We start from the raw sequence: 15,440 nt of genomic DNA, 5'->3' as shown, positions 1-15,440 counted from the left end.
CCTCTTGGTCGTCGGAGCGTCAGTTCGCTGGGAACCACCGCTGGGGTCGCGGACGGGTGTTCTGCCACACATGTTTGATCTCGCGATATTCGTCCAGGCCGGTCGGTCCGAGCTCGCGGCCGATACCCGACTGTTTGAAGCCACCCCATTCGGCCTGCGGGACGTAGGGGTGGTAGTCGTTGATCCATACCGTGCCGTGCCGCAGCCGCCCCGCGACCCGCTGCGCCTTGCCGGCGTCCTGGGTCCACACGGCGCCCGCCAGGCCGTACTCGGTGTCGTTGGCGAGGCTGACGGCCTCGTCCTCGGTGGTGAAGCGCTCCACGGTCAGCACGGGGCCGAACGACTCCTCGCGCACCACCCGCATGCCCTGCTTGCACGCGTCGAGCACGGTCGGCCGGTAGTAGAAGCCGTCACCGGCCGGCCGGTGGCCACCGCAGCGCAGCACGGCGCCCTCGGCGAGCCCGGCCGCCACGTACTCCTCCACCTTGGCCAGGTGCGCGGCGGAGATGAGCGGACCGGTCTGGGCCTCCGGGTCGAAGGGGCCGCCGAGGCGGATCGACTCGGCCCGCCGTACGACCTCGTCCACGAACGAGTCGTGCAGCGAGTCCTCCACCAGGAGCCGGGCGCCGGCCGAGCACACCTGCCCGGAGTGCAGGAAGACGGCCGTGAGCGCGAAGTCCACCGCCGTGTCGAAGTCGGCGTCGGCGAAGACGATGTTGGGGTTCTTGCCGCCGAGCTCCAGCGCGACCCGCTTGACCGTGGCGGCCGCCGCGGCCATGATCCGCCGCCCGGTGGCCGCGCCGCCGGTGAAGGAGACCAGGTCCACGTCAGGGTGCTCGGCGAGCGGCGCGCCCGCGGCCGGTCCGGCGCCGAGCACGAGGTTGGCGACGCCCGCCGGCAGGCCCGCCTCCTCCAGCGCGCGGATCAGCAGGATCGCGGTGCTCGGGGTCAGCTCGCTCGGCTTGAGCACGAAGGTGTTGCCCGCGGCGAGCGCGGGCGCCACCTTCCACGTCGCCTGCAGCAAGGGGTAGTTCCACGGCGTGATCAGGCCGCATACGCCGACCGGCTCATAGACGACCCGGCTGATCGCGTCGTCACGGCCGGTGTCGATCACCCGCCCGGCGTCGGTGCCGGCGACGCCGGCGAAGTAGCGCAGGCTCGCCACGGAGTCGTCGACGTCGTACTCGCTCTCCACGAGCCGCTTGCCGGTGTCGGACGACTCCGCGTGGGCGAAGACCGCTTTGTCCCGCTCCAGCAGCTCGGCCACCCGATACAGCAGCGCGCCGCGCTCGCGAGCCGGCGTGCCGGGCCACTCGCCCCGGTCGAAGGCGTGCCGGGCCGCCAGGATCGCGGCCACCGTGTCGGCCGCGGTAGCCTCCGCGACCGTGGTGACGAGGCTGCCGTCGGCAGGGCAGCGGATGTCGCGTCGTCCACCGTCGGCCGGCTTGGTCCACGTGCCGCCGATGTAGAGATCGATCATCGGCACACCCCTGATCGTTGCGTATCGCGCAAGACAATGCTTAGTGGGGAACAGCATTGACGGGCTTACTCGGATAAGTCAAGGGGTGGCCGAAATCACATCCGGAATCCTTGCCACGTGATTTCCGCAGGCTCTCTTGACTGAACGGCCTCCAGACCTCACTCTGTTGCGCATACATCACCGCTTTGCGCTATACGCAACACTAGGAGGTGTGATGTCTCCCAGGCCCGATCCTGGACGCGAGTTCATCCTCACGGTCTCCTGCTCCGACAAGCCGGGCATCGTGTACGCCGTGACCAGCTTCCTGGTGCAGCACGGCGGCAACATGCTGCAGAGCAAGCAGTTCAACGACCGCCAGGGCGGCGGTTTCTTCATGCGCGTGCACTTCGCGGCCCAGCACGGGCTGGAGGAGCTGCGCGCCGGCTTCACCTACGTCGCCGAGTCCTTCCAGATGACCTGGCAGCTCAAGGACGCCGCGACCCCCACCAGGTCGCTCATCATGGTGTCGAAGTTCGCCCACTGCGTGAACGACCTGCTCTTCCGCCGCCAGGTGGGCGGGCTGAACATCGACATCCCCGCGATCGTCTCCAACCACCCCGACCTCGAACCGCTGGCCGCCTCCTACGGCGTGCCCTTCCACCACGTGCCGGTCACGCCCCAGAGCAAGGCCGAGGCCGAGGCCAGGGTGCTGGAACTGGTGGCGGAGTACGAGGCGGACCTGGTGGTGCTCGCCCGCTACATGCAGGTCCTGTCGGACGACATGTGCAAGCGGCTCGAAGGCCGGGCCATCAACATCCACCACTCGTTCCTGCCGGGGTTCAAGGGCGCCAAGCCGTACCACCAGGCGCACGAGCGCGGGGTGAAGCTCATCGGCGCGACCGCGCACTACGTCACGGCCGACCTCGACGAGGGGCCGATCATCGAGCAGGACGTGGCCAGGGTGGACCACGAGCTGGACCCCGAGGACCTGATCGCGGCGGGCCGCGACGTCGAGGCCCAGGTGCTCGCCCGGGCCGTGAAGTGGCACAGCGAGCAGCGCGTGCTGCTCAACGGCGACCGCACGGTCGTCTTCCGCTGAGGAGCCGCACATGAGGGGCCGCGCGTGAGGGGCGCGCGGCCCCTTTACCTGCCGGCGGGGGCCGCGCCGCCTCTCCTCACGCGCGGTGCCGGTAGAACTCGGTCGTCTCGGCCGGGAGCGGGGTGTTGCCGAGGATCAGGTCGGCCGCCTTCTCCGCCAGCATCATGACCGGCGCGTAGATGTTGCCGTTGGTCACGTAGGGCATGGCCGAGGCGTCCACCACGCGCAGCCCCTCCAGGCCGTGCACGCGCATGGTCTCCGGGTCGACCACCGACAGCTCGTCGGTGCCCATCCGGGCCGTGCACGAGGGGTGCAGAGCCGTCTCGGCGTCCTTGGCGACCCAGTCCAGGATCTCCTCGTCGGTCTCGACGGACGGCCCGGGTGACAGCTCTCCGGTGCTGAACTTGGCCAGGGCGGGCGCGCCGAGAATGGCGCGGGTCACCCTGATGGCCTCCACCCACTCCCGCCGGTCCTGCTCTGTGGACAGGTAGTTGAACCGCAGGGCGGGGTGCTGCCGCGGGTCGACACTCTTGATCTTGACCGAACCGCGGGCGTCGGAGTACATCGGCCCGACGTGCACCTGGTACCCGTGCCCGGCCGCCGGCGCCGAGCCGTCGTAGCGCACGGCGATGGGCAGGAAGTGGAACATCAGGTTGGGGTAGTCGACGTCGTCGTTGGACCGCACGAAGCCGCCCGCCTCGAAGTGGTTGGTCGCCCCCGGCCCACTGCGCGCGAACAGCCACTGGGCGCCGATCCAGGGATGGCGCCACTTCTGCAGGTTCGGCTGCATGGTGACCGGCTGGGCGCAGCCGTGCTGGATGTAGACCTCGAGGTGGTCCTGCAGGTTCTCGCCGACGCCCGGCAGGTCGTGCACCACGTCGACGCCGAGGGCGGCCAGCTCCCCCGCGTTGCCGACGCCGGACAACTGCAGCAACTGGGGCGAGTTGATGGCGCCGCCGGAGAGGATGACCTCCTTGGCGCGTACGGTGCCGCCGTCGTACTCCACCCCGACCGCTCGCGTGCCCTCGAAGAGGATCCTCCTCACGAACGCCCGGGTCTTGACCGTGAGGTTCGGGCGCTTCAGCACCGGGTGCAGGTAGGCCCGCGCGGCGCTGAGCCGCCGGCCGCACCGGATGTTGCGGTCGAAGCGGGCGAAGCCCTCCTGGCGGTAGCCGTTGACGTCGTCCGTGAGCGGGTAGCCGGCCTGCTGGACGGCCTCGAAGAACGCCCCGAACAGAGGGCTGCTCGCGGCCCCGCGCTCCAGCGCCAGCGGCCCGTCGTGGCCGCGGAAGGGGGTGCCGGGGTCGGCCAGGCAGTTCTCCATCCGCTTGAAGTACGGCAGGCAGTGCGCGTAGTCCCAGCTCTTCATTCCCGGGTCGGCGCCCCAGCGCTCGTAGTCGAGGGGGTTGCCGCGCTGGAAGATCATGCCGTTGATGCTGCTGGAGCCGCCGAGCACCTTCCCGCGGGCGTGGTGGATCCGCCTGCCGTGCATGTACGGCTCCGGCTCGGACTCGTAGCGCCAGTCATAGAAACGGTTGCCGCAGGGAAAGGGCAGAGCCGCGGGCATGTGGATGAACACGTCCCACGGATAGTCCGGCCGGCCGGCCTCCAGGACCAGCACCTGCGTAGCGGGGTCCGCGGAGAGCCGGTTCGCCAGGGCGCACCCCGCCGAGCCGCCGCCGACGATGACGAAGTCGTACTGCTGTGGCGTCATAGTGCCTCGTCTCATCACACGTTTCACCAAATCGTAGCGCTATACGCATCGCGTTTCACTAGTCGCAACAACAGATCTTTTTGCCTGGCAGATCGACGGAGTTCCCCGTAGCACTTACAGTTTCGCTATGAGCAACGATTCGGGCAGTGGAGGCGTACAGTCAGTCGACAGAGCGATCAGCGTGCTGGAGATCCTCTCCCAGCGCGGCGAGGCCGGCGTGAGCGAGGTAGCCGCCGAGATCGACGTGCACAAGTCGACGGCCTTCCGGCTGCTCGGCGCGCTCGAGGCCCGCGGCCTGGTCGAGCAGGCCGAGGATCGCGGCAAATACCGTCTGGGCTTCGGCATCATCCGGCTGGCCGGCGGGGTCAGCACGCAGATGGACATCACCGGGCGGGCCCGGCCGATCTGCCAGGAGCTGGCCGGGGAGATCGGCGAGACGGTGAACATCGCCGTGCTCCGCTCCGCCCACGCGGTCAACCTCGACCAGGTGCGCGGCCCCTCGACGATCACCACCTACAACTGGGTCGGCCAGATCACCCCGCTGCACGCCACGTCCAGCGGCAAGGTGCTGCTCGCCTACCTGGACGACGGCGAACGCGCCCGGCTGCTGTCGGACGGCGAGCTGGAGAGCTTCACCCCCAAGACGATGGTCGACGCCGACGCGCTGGAGCTGCAGCTCGCGCGGACGCGGGAGACGGGCTACGCCTACTGCCTGGAGGAGCTCGAAGAGGGACTGAACGCCATGGCCGCGCCCATCCGCTCCTATCACGGCGAGGTCGTGGCCGCGGTCAGCGTCTCGGGGCCGGCCTACCGCTTCACCGTCGAGCGCATCCACGAACTCGCCCCCATGCTCATCAGCGGAGCCGACGAGATCAGCCGCCGGCTGGGCTACGCGGACCGGTCCTGAGCAGCCGGATCACCACGCTCTTCGAGGTCGGGGTGTTGGACGTCTCGGCCACCGAGTCGAGTGGCACCAGCACGTTCGTCTCCGGGAAGTAGGCCGCGCAGCAGCCTCGGGCCGTGGGGTAGGCGATCACTCTGAACCCCCCGGCCGTGCGCTCGCCGTCGGGCCACTCGCTGACCAGGTCCACCAGGTCGCCGTCGGCCAGCTCGCGCTCGGCGAGGTCGTCCGGGTGAACGAAGATCACCCGGCGGCCCGCCTTGACCCCTCGGTAGCGGTCGTCGAGCCCGTAGATCGTCGTGTTGTACTGGTCGTGGCTGCGGACGGTCTGCAGCAGCAGCCGGCCGGGAGGCACCCGCAGCACCTCCAGCTCGTTGACGGTGAAGTTGGCCTTGCCCGTCGCGGTCGGGAAGCGGCGCTCGTCCCTCGGCGCGTTGGGCAGCGCGAACCCGGCGGGCGCCCGCGCGTTGAAGTCCTCGAAACCGGGGACGACCCGCGCGATGCGGTCCCTGATCGCGCCGTAGTCGCGCTCGAACTCCGCCCACGGCACGTGCGGGTCGTCGGGGAAGAGCTCGCGCGCCAGCCGGCTGACCACGGCCACCTCCGGCAGCAGGTCCGGGGAGCCGGGCTTGAGCCTGCCCCGGGAGGCGTGGACGAGCCCCATCGAGTCCTCGACGGTCACGTAGCCGCCGGGATCGCGCTCGGTGCGCCCGAGCACCGGCAGGATCAGCGCCTCCTCGCCGCACACCGCGTGGGAGCGGTTCAGCTTGGTGGACACCTGCACGGTCAGCCTGGTACGGCGCAGCGCGGCCTCCGTCACGTCGCTGTCGGGCGTGGCCCGGACGAAGTTGCCGCCCATGCCGAAGAAGACCTTGGCGGCCCCGTCACGCATGGCACGGATCGCGTCGACCGTGTCGAGCCCGTGGCGGCGGGGCGGCTCGAACCCGAACTCCGCGCGCAGCGCGTCGAGAAAGGCCGCGGCCGGCTTCTCGTAGATGCCCATCGTCCGGTCGCCCTGCACGTTCGAGTGGCCGCGCACCGGGCACACGCCCGCCCCGCTCCGGCCGACGTTGCCGCGCAGCAGCAGGAAGTTGACCACCTCCCTGATCGTCGCCACGGAGTTGCGGTGCTGGGTGAGGCCCATGGCCCAGCAGACGACGACCGAGCGGGCCGTACGGACCTCGCGCGCCGTCTCCTCCAGCTCCGCCCGGGTCAGGCCGGTCGCCTGGCGGACCTTCTCCCAGTCGAGCGCGCGCAGCTGCTTCTCCCACGCCTCGAACCCGTACGTGTGCTCGTCGATGAAGGCCCGGTCGGCGCTGTCGAGAAGGAGGAGGGACAGCGCCTGGAACAGCGCCATGTCGCCGTTGAGCCGGATCTGCAGGAACCGGTCGGCGAGCGCGGTGCCGCGGCCCGCCCCGGAAGGGCGCTGCGGGTTCTTGAAGCGCAGCAGGCCCGCCTCGGGCAGTGGGTTGACCGCGATGATCCGCGCCCCGCCGCGCTTGGCCCGCTCCAGCGCGGTGAGCATGCGGGGATGGTTGGTGCCGGGGTTCTGGCCCACCACGAAGATGAGCTCGGCCCGGTGCAGGTCCTCCAGCGACACCGTGCCCTTGCCGATTCCGAGCGTCTCGGTCAGGGCCGACCCGCTGGACTCGTGGCACATGTTGGAGCAGTCGGGCAGGTTGTTGGTGCCCAGTCTGCGCACGAGGAGCTGGTAGGCGAAGGCCGCCTCGTTGGAGGTGCGGCCGGAGGTGTAGAAGACGGCCTCGTCGGGGCTGTCGAGGGCGCGCAACTCCCTGGCGATGATCTCGAACGCCCGCGACCAGGTGATCGGCTGGTAGTGCTCCGCGCCGGGCGGCTTGTGCATCGGCTCGGTCAGCCGGCCCTGCCCGCCGAGCCAGTGGTCGCTGCGGACGGCCAGGTCCGCCACCGGGCGCGCGGCGAAGAACTCCCGCCCGACCCGGCGCGTGGTGGCCTCCTCGGCGACGGCCTTCGCGCCGTTCTCACAGAACTCGGCGGGGCTGCGGTGCTCGCCCTCGGGCCAGGCGCAGCCGGGACAGTCGAAGCCGTCCTTCTGGTTGACCCGCAGCAGCGTGCGCACGGTGCGAGCGGCGCCCATCTCGCGATGGGCGATCTCCAGCGCGTGCCCCACGGCGGGCAGCCCGCCCGCCCACTCCTTGGGCGGGCCGACCCTCAGCCCTTCGTCTTCGTTCTCGCCCGTCCCCATCAGCCGATCCGGTCCTGGACCCACTCGTGGAAGGCGCCGATGTGGTGCTCGCTGGGCACCAGCACGCCGCCATCGCGGTACGTACGCGAGCTCATGGCGGGCTGGCAGCGCTCGCAGGCGTCGAAGTCCTGCTCGTTGACCCGGTGGAAGAGCTCGACCGACTTGTCCAGGTCCTTGCCCGCGGCCACCACGTCGGGCAGGTAGAGCCAGTCGCATTCGACCACCGTGCGATCGACCGCGAGCGGGAACATGCGGTGCAGGATCACGTGATCGGGCACCAGGTTGATGAAGACCTGTGGCTTGATGGTGATGGCGTAGTAGCGCCGGTCCTGGTCCTCGGTCACGCCCGGGATGCGGCTGAGCCCGGCCGAGCCGTCGACGGTGAAGCCCTCGATCCGCTCGCCGAACTCCGCGCCGTGGCCGACGAAGTACTGGGCGGCGAACCCGTCGGCGAACTCGGGCAGCACCTCGGTCAGCTCGGGGTGGATCGTGGCGCAGTGGTAGCACTCCATGAAGTTCTCGACGATGAGCTTCCAGTTGGCCTTGACGTCGTAGACGATCCGCCGGCCCACCGACAGTCCGGCCACGTCGTAGTTGTCGATCAGGTCCAGCGCGCCCAGCCGCTCGGCCACCGCGCCCTGCACGTCCCGCTCGAACGGCGGCGGCTCGTCGGCCAGGCAGATCCACACGTAGCCGAGCCACTCGCGCACATGCGCCTTGACCAGCCCGTACCGCACCCGGTCCAGGTCGGCCATCTTGGTCAGGTTGGGCGCCGCGATCAGCTTGCCGTCGAGGTCGTAGGTCCACGCGTGATACGGGCACTGGAAGGACCGCTTGACCTCGCCCGACTCCTCCGTGCGCAAGGTGGCGCCCCGGTGCCGGCAGACGTTGAAGAAGGCGCGGACCGACCCGTCGCGTGCCCGGCTGATGAGCATGCTCTCGGTGCCGACCTGCACCGTCTTGAAGGCACCCGGCTTGGGCAGGTCGGACGAGCGCACCGCGCAGAACCACATCGTCTCGAAGATGTTCCGCTGCTCCAGCGCGAAGATCTCCGGATCGGTGTAGTAGCGGCCCGGGAGGGTGGGGATCACGCTGGAGGTGGTTGAAGTGGTCACAGGACTACTCCTCTGTGTAACGGGCCGGGTCAGTGTCCTCGGCGGATCCAGTCCTCGAGCTGCGGAGCCTCGGCTCCGATGCTGGTGTCGTCGCCGTGCCCCGTGTGCACCACCGTCTCCGGGGGCAGCGTGAGCAGGGACCGGCTGATCGACGCGATGATCGTGGGGAAGTCGCTGTACGACCTGCCCGTGGCTCCCGGTCCGCCCTGGAAGAGGGTGTCACCGGAGAACAGTACGCCGTGCTCGGGCACGTACAGGCACACCGCTCCCGGGGCGTGCCCGGGGGTGTGCAGGACGTGCACGGCCGAGTCGCCGATCCGGAGGATCTGCCCGTTCTCCAGCGTCCGGTCCGGCACCGCGCCGGGGTGCGCGAGCTTCCACAGCGGCTCGTCGTCCGGGTGCAGGAGCACCGGCGCCCCGGTGCGCGCGGCCAGTTCGGGGGCGGCGTTCACGTGGTCGTCGTGGGCGTGCGTGCACACGATCCCGGCCACCCGGCGATCGCCCACGGCCCGCGCGATCGCCTCGGCGTCGTGCGCCGCGTCGATCACGAGGACCTGGTCGTCGTCACCCAGCAGCCAGACGTTGTTGTCGACCTCCCACGTCCCGCCGTCCAGGCTGAACGTGCCCGAGGTGACCAGGCGCTCGATCCGCATCACAGCACCACCACAGAGCGAAGTACCTCGCCGTGGTGCATCTTGGTGAAGGCGTCCTCGACGTCGTCCAGCCCGATGGTCTCGGTGACGAACGCGTCGAGGTCGAAGCGGCCCTGGAGGTAGAGGGAGATGAGCGTGGGGAAGTCGCGGCTCGGCAGGCAGTCGCCGTACCAGCTCGACTTCAGCGCGCCGCCGCGGCCGAACACGTCGAGCAGCGGCAGCTCCAGCGTCATCTCCGGGGTGGGCACGCCCACGAGGACGGCGGTCCCGGCCAGGTCCCGGGCGTAGAACGCCTGCTTGAACGTCTCCGGCCGGCCCACGGCGTCGATCACCACGTCGGCGCCGAAGCCGCCGGTGAGCTCCCTGATCCGCTCGACGGGGTCGGTCTGCCCGGCGTTCACGGTGTGGGTCGCGCCGATGCCGCGCGCCCAGTCGAGCTTCCGGTCGTCCACGTCGACGGCGATGATCGTCGTGGCGCCGGCCAGCCGCGCTCCGGCGATCGCCGCGTTGCCGACGCCGCCGCAGCCGATGACCGCGACCGAGTCGCCGCGGCCGACCGCGCCGGTGTTCACGGCGGCACCCAGCCCGGCCATCACGCCGCAGCCGAGCAGCCCGGCGGCGGCCGGGGAGGCGGCCGGGTCGACCTTGGTGCACTGCCCCGCGGCCACCAGCGTCTTGTCGGCGAACGCGCCGATACCGAGCGCGGGGCTGAGCGGCGTGCCGTCGGCCAGGGTCATCTTCTGGGTGGCGTTGTGGGTGGCGAAGCAGTACTGCGGGCGGCCCCTCAAGCAGGACCGGCAGGACCCGCACACCGCCCGCCAGTTGAGGATCACGAAATCGCCGGGCGCCACGTCGCTGACATCGGGGCCGACGGCCTCGACCACTCCGGCGGCCTCGTGGCCGAGCAGGAACGGGAAGTCGTCGTTGATGCCGCCCTCGCGATAGTGCAGATCGGTGTGGCAGACCCCGCAGGCCTGCACCTTGACCAGCGCCTCGCCGGGCCCCGGGTCCGGCACGAGGATCGTCTCCAGGCTGACCGGCTTGCCCTTGCCCATCGCGACCACGCCGCGTACTTCATGAGCCATGATTCACTCCTGTTTCAGCCGGTCTGGACCGGCGCGGTCTCCAAGTGGCGGCGCCAGCGGGTGAACAGCCGGACCTGGTTGACGCCCAGCACCGCCACGAGCCGCTCCCCCTGCCGGTAGACGGCGAGGAAGCTGTGCTCCGCCGGGTCGCCCTCCTCCACGGTCACCGTGTCGGCGTCGCCGGCGTGCCCGATGAACTGGATCTTCACGTCGAACTGGTCGGACCAGAAGTAGGCCGGACGCGCGGGCTCGGGGCGGGCGGTGCCGCCGGACAGCAGCGTCGCCGCCGCGACGGCGGCCCGCTGGCGGGCGCCGGTCCAGTGTTCGACCCGGTGGTGCCCGCCCCATGCCGGGTCGTACCAGGCCGCGCAGTCGCCGACCGCGACGATGCCCGGCGCGGAGGTGCCGCCGCCCTCGTCGCAGAGCACCCCGTCGCCCAGGTCGACACCGCTTCCGTGGAGCCAGCCGGTGCTGGGCACCGCGCCGATCCCGACGACCACGACATCGGCGGGCAGGTGCGTGCCGTCGGCCAGCCGTACGCCATCGGCCCGGTCCGTTCCGGTCACCTCGGTGACGTACGCGTGGCGTACCAGCCGGACGCCGTGCCGCTCGTGCAGGTCGGCGACGACACGCCCCATCGTGCGGCCGACGACGGAGGCCAGTGGCGCCTCCCCCGATTCGACGAGGGTCACCTCGAGGCCGAGTTCGCGGGCGGTGGCGGCGACCTCGGCGCCGATGAAGCCGCCGCCGATCACCACCAGCCTCCTGGCGGTCGCCAGGTCGGCGCGCAGCGCGCGAGCGTCGTCGAGGGTGCGCAGCGTGTGCACCCCGCGCAGCGCCTCCGTCCCCGGCAGCGTGCGCGCCGCCGCGCCGGTGGCGATCACGATGCCGTCCGCCACGAGCGACGTGCCGTCGCTCAGCGTGATCCGGCGGGCGATCGCGTCCAGGCCGGTGGCGGCCACACCCAGCCGCCATTCGATGTCCTGGTGCTCGGCATCGCCCTCCAGCGCCAGGTCGGCCTCATCGATCGCGCCCTTGAGGAAGTCCTTGGACAGGGGTGGCCGGTCGTAGGGCCGGTGCTCCTCGGCGCCGACGACGACCAGCCGCCCCCCATAGCCCTGGCTCCGCAGGGCCCGCGCCGTCAGCAGCCCGGCCAGCGAGGCGCCGACCACGCAGACCGTGTTCACGCCTGCCCTTTCAGGGTGACGCCCGGCGGCAGGTTGGGCGGCGCGTCCGACGGCACGACGTAGATGACGTCGTTCTCGACGACGACCTGGTGGATGCGGACCGGCCGCTTCGCGGGAGGAGCGTCCACCTCGCCGGTGCGCAGGTTGAACCGCGAGGCGTGCAGCGGGCACTCGACCTCGCAGCCCTCCAGCCAGCCGTCGGCCAGCGAGGCATCCTGATGGGTGCAGGTGTCGTCGATCGCCAGGATGTCGCCCTCGTCCGTGTGGAAGACCGCTATGGGCGGATCGATATCGAGACGGAGGGCCTCGCCTCGCGGCAGCGACGCGAGAGGGCACGCTGGGATCATCTCACACCCCGGTTTCACAACGAGCAACGTCTAGCGCTATACGCAACAGATTGAGGGTGTGGAATGCGGATGTCAAGACTGTTTGCGATGACTTCCGATGGGGTTTCCGATTAGCCCGATTGCGGCCAGTCTCGCCTAGGAACCGGCCAGCCGTCATGTCACGCCGCCCGGCGGTCTGAGCGCACGGCAAAAGGCCGGTCCCGGCAAGGGACCGGCCGTCACCAGAAGCTGTTACGACGCGATCAACGAACGGGCAGGCCGGTGACGGCGCGGCCGATGATCAACCGCTGAATCTCGGACGTCCCTTCGAAAATGGTGTAGATCTTGGCATCCCGGTGGAAACGCTCCACCGGATGCTCCCTCGTGTACCCCGCCCCGCCCAGGATCTGGATCGCCTGCTCCGTCACCCAGACCGCCGTCTCCCCCGCCACCAGCTTGGACATCGAGCCCTCTGCCTGCCCGAACTGCCTGCCCTTCCGGGCCATCCACGCCGCACGCCACGTCAGCAGCCGGGCCATGTCCACGCGGGTCGCCATGTCGGCGAGGAGGAAGGCGATCGCCTGGTTCTCGCCGATCTTCCGGCCGAACTGCTCGCGTTCCCGCGCGTAGTCCCTGGCGTACTCGAAGGCGGCCCGCGCGATGCCGACCGCCATGGCGGCCACCGAGGGGCGGGTGGTTTCGAACGTACGCATCGCCCCCTGCTCGCCGGCACGTTCGCCGTTGCGTACGCGGGCGAGACGAGCGTCGAGCTTGTCCTTGCCGCCCAGGAGGCAGGAGCCGGGGATGCGAACGTTGTCCAGGACCACCTCGGCGGTGTGGGAGGCGCGGATGCCGTGTTTGCGGAACTTCTGCCCCATCGACAGGCCGGGAGTGCCGGGCGGGATGACGAAGGTGGCCTGGCCTCGGGTGCCCAGCGACGGTTCCACCGAGGCGACCACGACGTGGACGTTCGCGATGCCGCCGTTGGTGGCCCAGGTCTTGACGCCGTTCAGGACCCAGTCGCCGCCGGAGTACACGGCGCGGGTACGGATCGACCCGACGTCGGAACCCGCGTCCGGCTCCGAGGCGCAGAAGGCGCCGAGCTTGACGTCGTTCTCCGTGCCGAACATCTGCGGCAGCCACTCCCCCATCTGCTCCGGAGTGCCGTTCGCGGACAGGGCGGCGGCGGCCAGGCCGGTGCCGACGATGGACAGGCCGATGCCCGCGTCACCCCAGAAGATCTCCTCGAAGGCCACCGGCAGCGCCAGGCCGCTCTCCTCGAACCACTGGGTGGCGAAGAAGTCGAGCGAGTACAGGCCGATCTTGGCGGCCTCCTGGATGACGGGCCAGGGGGTTTCCTCGCGTTCGTCCCACTCCGCGCCCGCCGGGCGGATCACGTCGAGGGCGAAGTCGTGCACCCAGTCGCGCACCTCGGCGACGTCATCGCTCAACTCCGGACTGAAGCCGCCCATGTCGTTACTCCCTGAAATATCGCGTTAAAGGCGCCTGACGAAGGTACGGCACGCAGACTCCCGGCCGTTACCGTTGGTAACACCGTACCGGCCAGTAGCTCCCACCGGAAGTCGGCTTCGGCGCAGTCCGCACCCCCGCCAACGCCCGCTACCGTCAGTGACCGCGCACGGCCGCCGCCTCCGCTGCGGCCGGGCGCCTGGGCAGGGTCGAGGCCAGTACGGCGACTGCGGCCAGAACCATCGCGATCGACAGGCCGTACATGAGCGGGCCGAACCCGCCGAACGCGGCGGCGACCTGGGGACCGACGCTGCCACCGACGGCGAGCGCGAAGGAGAACAGCGCCAGAGCCGTGCCCCGCGCCCGCCCCGCCCGTGCGGAGACCGCTTCATTGAGGCTCGGCAGTCCACCCGTGATCGAGGCGACATAGACGGCGAGCAGGAGCACCAGGCCCAGCGCGGCGGCTGCCGTCCAGCCGACGACGGCCAGCGCGACGGCCCCCGCGAACAGCAGCGACACCGCCCGAGTGGTCGCCGAGACCCGGCCCAGCCAGGGCATGAGCAGCGGCATGAGCACGATCGAGGGAAGGCCACCGGCGCGCAGCAGGAGCAGTTCGCGCGGCGTCGCCATGCCGTAGATCTGCAATCCGGTGTAGACGGCCACGAAGCCAACCATCAACACGATCGTCGCGACGTACCGCAGCAGCAGCACCCGGTCGAACAGCAACCCCGGCACCGACCGGTACACCGACAGCAGCGACCCCGTCCCCTCACCCGGCAGGTCTGGCAGCATGACGGCCCGCAAGCCGAGCGCGGCCAGCGCGAACCCGGCCGCCGACAGCCCGAACAGGCCCCGCCAGCCGATCACCTCCACCAGCACCTGCGCGGCTACCTGCAGCAGTACGGCCGAGGCGAGGAACGCGCCGGTCACCGCGGCGATCGCCACCACCCTGCGCCTCGGCTCGATGCGCTCGACCAGGTACGCCATACCCGCCGGCGGGAACATCGCCACGACCACCCCCTGCACCGCCCGCAGCACGAAGGCCACCTCGGGAGAGGGACTCACGGCCACCAGCGCGGTGGCGACGGCGGCCAGCGGCAGGCCCAGCATGAGCAGTCGCCTGCGCCCGAACCGGTCGGACAACGGACCGAACACCAGGAAACCGACGCCATACCCGATACCGAAGGCGGTGACCAGCCAGGTCAAGGCACTGGTGGATGCGCCCCACCCGCTCGCCATGTCGTGCAAAAGCGGGATCACGACGTACAACTGACCGCTGACGAGGACGGCGGTGAGCACGAAGGCCACCATCGTCCGCCCGAACGCCGCCGCACCTCCGGCGGTCTCAACACGCGCCCGTTCGCCGACGCCGGCCGGAATGGAACCCACACCATCGCGAGCAGCGGCCGTGGGAGCCGCCCCATCACGGATCGCCGAGGCCGGACGCAGGCCTTTGCGGGCGGCGCGCCGGCCGCGGGCCATACGAGGAGAGGAAATAGTCATGTGCCGGGACGGTAGCCAACCAACTAGTTGGATGTCAACCGTTCGGTTGGGTTACAACCAACCAGTTGGTCGTGGCAAGATGGACACCATGGCACCCAAGGTCTCGACCGCCGCCACCCGGGCCGCTCTCCTGGAGGCCGCGCGGGAGGAGTTCGCCGCGTACGGCATCGCGGGCGCCCGCGTGGATCGCATCGCCGAGCGCGCAGGCGTCAACAAGGAGCGCATCTACGGCCACTTCGGCAACAAGGAGAAGCTGTTCGACGCGGTCATCACCGAGGCGCTCGACGACCTGACCGCGCAGATCGCGCTACCGGGTGCCGATCCGGCCGCCTACGTGGCCAGGCTGACCGACTACTACCGCGAGCACCCCGACCTGGTGCGCCTGCTGATGTGGGAGGCGCTCAACTACCGCGGCCAGGACCTGCTCCCCGGCCAGGAGGCCCGCGTCGCGCGGTGCGCGCGCAAGACGGCCTCGCTCGCCGAGGGCCGGGGCGAGGAGCCGGACGCGGCGACGGCGCGCAGGTTGTTCCTGCTGACGGGGCTGGCGTTGTTCCAGTCGATGATGCCGCAGCTCGCGCGCATCATGTTGGGCGACGACGCAGACTCCCCCGAGACCCGCCTCGCCCTCCGCGACCAAGCCGCCGCCCTGGCAGCGCCCGATTCTTAATGGACCGCGCGTTCCTTAGGGACGGCCCGTTTCTTAA

13 protein-coding genes are annotated in these 15,440 nt (G+C 70.4%); 3 read left to right on the top strand and 10 right to left on the bottom strand.

Annotated elements, in window-relative coordinates; translation table 11 throughout:
* Positions 1-19 precede the first annotated feature (19 nt).
* Positions 20-1,480 carry an aldehyde dehydrogenase family protein gene (locus AB0B91_RS35635; RefSeq protein ID WP_358329125.1) on the bottom strand — a complete coding sequence of 487 codons (1,461 nt, stop codon included), beginning with the start codon at positions 1,478-1,480 and terminating at the stop codon, positions 20-22.
* Positions 1,481-1,694: 214 nt separating this feature from the next.
* On the opposite strand from AB0B91_RS35635, the gene purU reads away from it, so the two are divergent.
* Positions 1,695-2,558 carry a formyltetrahydrofolate deformylase gene (gene purU / locus AB0B91_RS35630; RefSeq protein ID WP_358329122.1) on the top strand — a complete coding sequence of 288 codons (864 nt, stop codon included), beginning with the start codon at positions 1,695-1,697 and terminating at the stop codon, positions 2,556-2,558.
* A gap of 76 nt (positions 2,559-2,634) precedes the next feature.
* Here the strand turns inward: purU and betA are convergent, their stop codons facing one another.
* Positions 2,635-4,272, bottom strand: coding sequence for a choline dehydrogenase (gene betA, locus AB0B91_RS35625; RefSeq protein ID WP_358329119.1), 1,638 nt, complete (start codon positions 4,270-4,272; stop codon positions 2,635-2,637).
* 127 nt (positions 4,273-4,399) lie between these two features.
* On the opposite strand from betA, the gene AB0B91_RS35620 reads away from it, so the two are divergent.
* Positions 4,400-5,179 carry an IclR family transcriptional regulator gene (locus tag AB0B91_RS35620; RefSeq protein ID WP_358329116.1) on the top strand — a complete coding sequence of 260 codons (780 nt, stop codon included), beginning with the start codon at positions 4,400-4,402 and terminating at the stop codon, positions 5,177-5,179.
* On the opposite strand, the gene AB0B91_RS35615 is transcribed toward AB0B91_RS35620, so the two are convergent.
* The 8 genes from AB0B91_RS35615 to AB0B91_RS35580 form a co-directional block, all read right to left on the bottom strand.
* Positions 5,145-7,397 carry an FdhF/YdeP family oxidoreductase gene (locus AB0B91_RS35615; protein ID WP_358329114.1) on the bottom strand — a complete coding sequence of 751 codons (2,253 nt, stop codon included), beginning with the start codon at positions 7,395-7,397 and terminating at the stop codon, positions 5,145-5,147. The two genes, AB0B91_RS35620 and AB0B91_RS35615, sit on opposite strands and share 35 nt — an antisense overlap.
* On the bottom strand, positions 7,397-8,512 hold the full coding sequence (locus tag AB0B91_RS35610) for an aromatic ring-hydroxylating dioxygenase subunit alpha (protein ID WP_358329111.1): 1,116 nt from the start codon (positions 8,510-8,512) through the stop codon (positions 7,397-7,399). The genes AB0B91_RS35615 and AB0B91_RS35610 overlap by 1 nt, the downstream gene beginning before the upstream one ends.
* 29 nt (positions 8,513-8,541) lie before the next feature.
* On the bottom strand, positions 8,542-9,165 hold the full coding sequence (locus AB0B91_RS35605) for an MBL fold metallo-hydrolase (protein ID WP_358329108.1): 624 nt from the start codon (positions 9,163-9,165) through the stop codon (positions 8,542-8,544).
* A complete protein-coding gene (locus AB0B91_RS35600) occupies positions 9,165-10,250 on the bottom strand; it encodes an S-(hydroxymethyl)mycothiol dehydrogenase (protein WP_358329105.1) in 1,086 nt (361 codons plus the stop codon). Before AB0B91_RS35600 ends, AB0B91_RS35605 begins: the two co-directional genes overlap by 1 nt.
* Positions 10,251-10,264: 14 nt before the next feature.
* The gene (locus AB0B91_RS35595; protein ID WP_358329102.1) at positions 10,265-11,437 is read right to left on the bottom strand and encodes an FAD-dependent oxidoreductase; all 1,173 of its coding nucleotides are present in this window, start codon (positions 11,435-11,437) and stop codon (positions 10,265-10,267) included.
* A complete protein-coding gene (locus AB0B91_RS35590; protein WP_358329099.1) occupies positions 11,434-11,784 on the bottom strand; it encodes a bifunctional 3-phenylpropionate/cinnamic acid dioxygenase ferredoxin subunit in 351 nt (116 codons plus the stop codon). The genes AB0B91_RS35595 and AB0B91_RS35590 overlap by 4 nt, the downstream gene beginning before the upstream one ends.
* Positions 11,785-12,026: 242 nt before the next feature.
* Positions 12,027-13,235: an acyl-CoA dehydrogenase family protein gene (locus AB0B91_RS35585; RefSeq protein ID WP_358329096.1), complete on the bottom strand. Its 1,209-nt coding sequence runs from the start codon at positions 13,233-13,235 to the stop codon at positions 12,027-12,029.
* Positions 13,236-13,389: 154 nt separating this feature from the next.
* A complete protein-coding gene (locus AB0B91_RS35580) occupies positions 13,390-14,736 on the bottom strand; it encodes an MFS transporter (protein WP_358329093.1) in 1,347 nt (448 codons plus the stop codon).
* An 88-nt stretch (positions 14,737-14,824) separates the two neighbouring features.
* Between AB0B91_RS35580 and AB0B91_RS35575 the strand changes: the two genes are divergently transcribed.
* Positions 14,825-15,403: a TetR family transcriptional regulator gene (locus tag AB0B91_RS35575; RefSeq protein ID WP_358329090.1), complete on the top strand. Its 579-nt coding sequence runs from the start codon at positions 14,825-14,827 to the stop codon at positions 15,401-15,403.
* Positions 15,404-15,440: the final 37 nt, after the last annotated feature.

The sequence above is a fragment of the Nonomuraea sp. NPDC049141 genome, assembly GCF_040648415.1.
GTDB lineage: Bacteria > Actinomycetota > Actinomycetes > Streptosporangiales > Streptosporangiaceae > Nonomuraea.
Note: the sequence above shows the minus strand (reverse complement) of the source record. Positions and strands in the feature narration are given on the sequence as shown.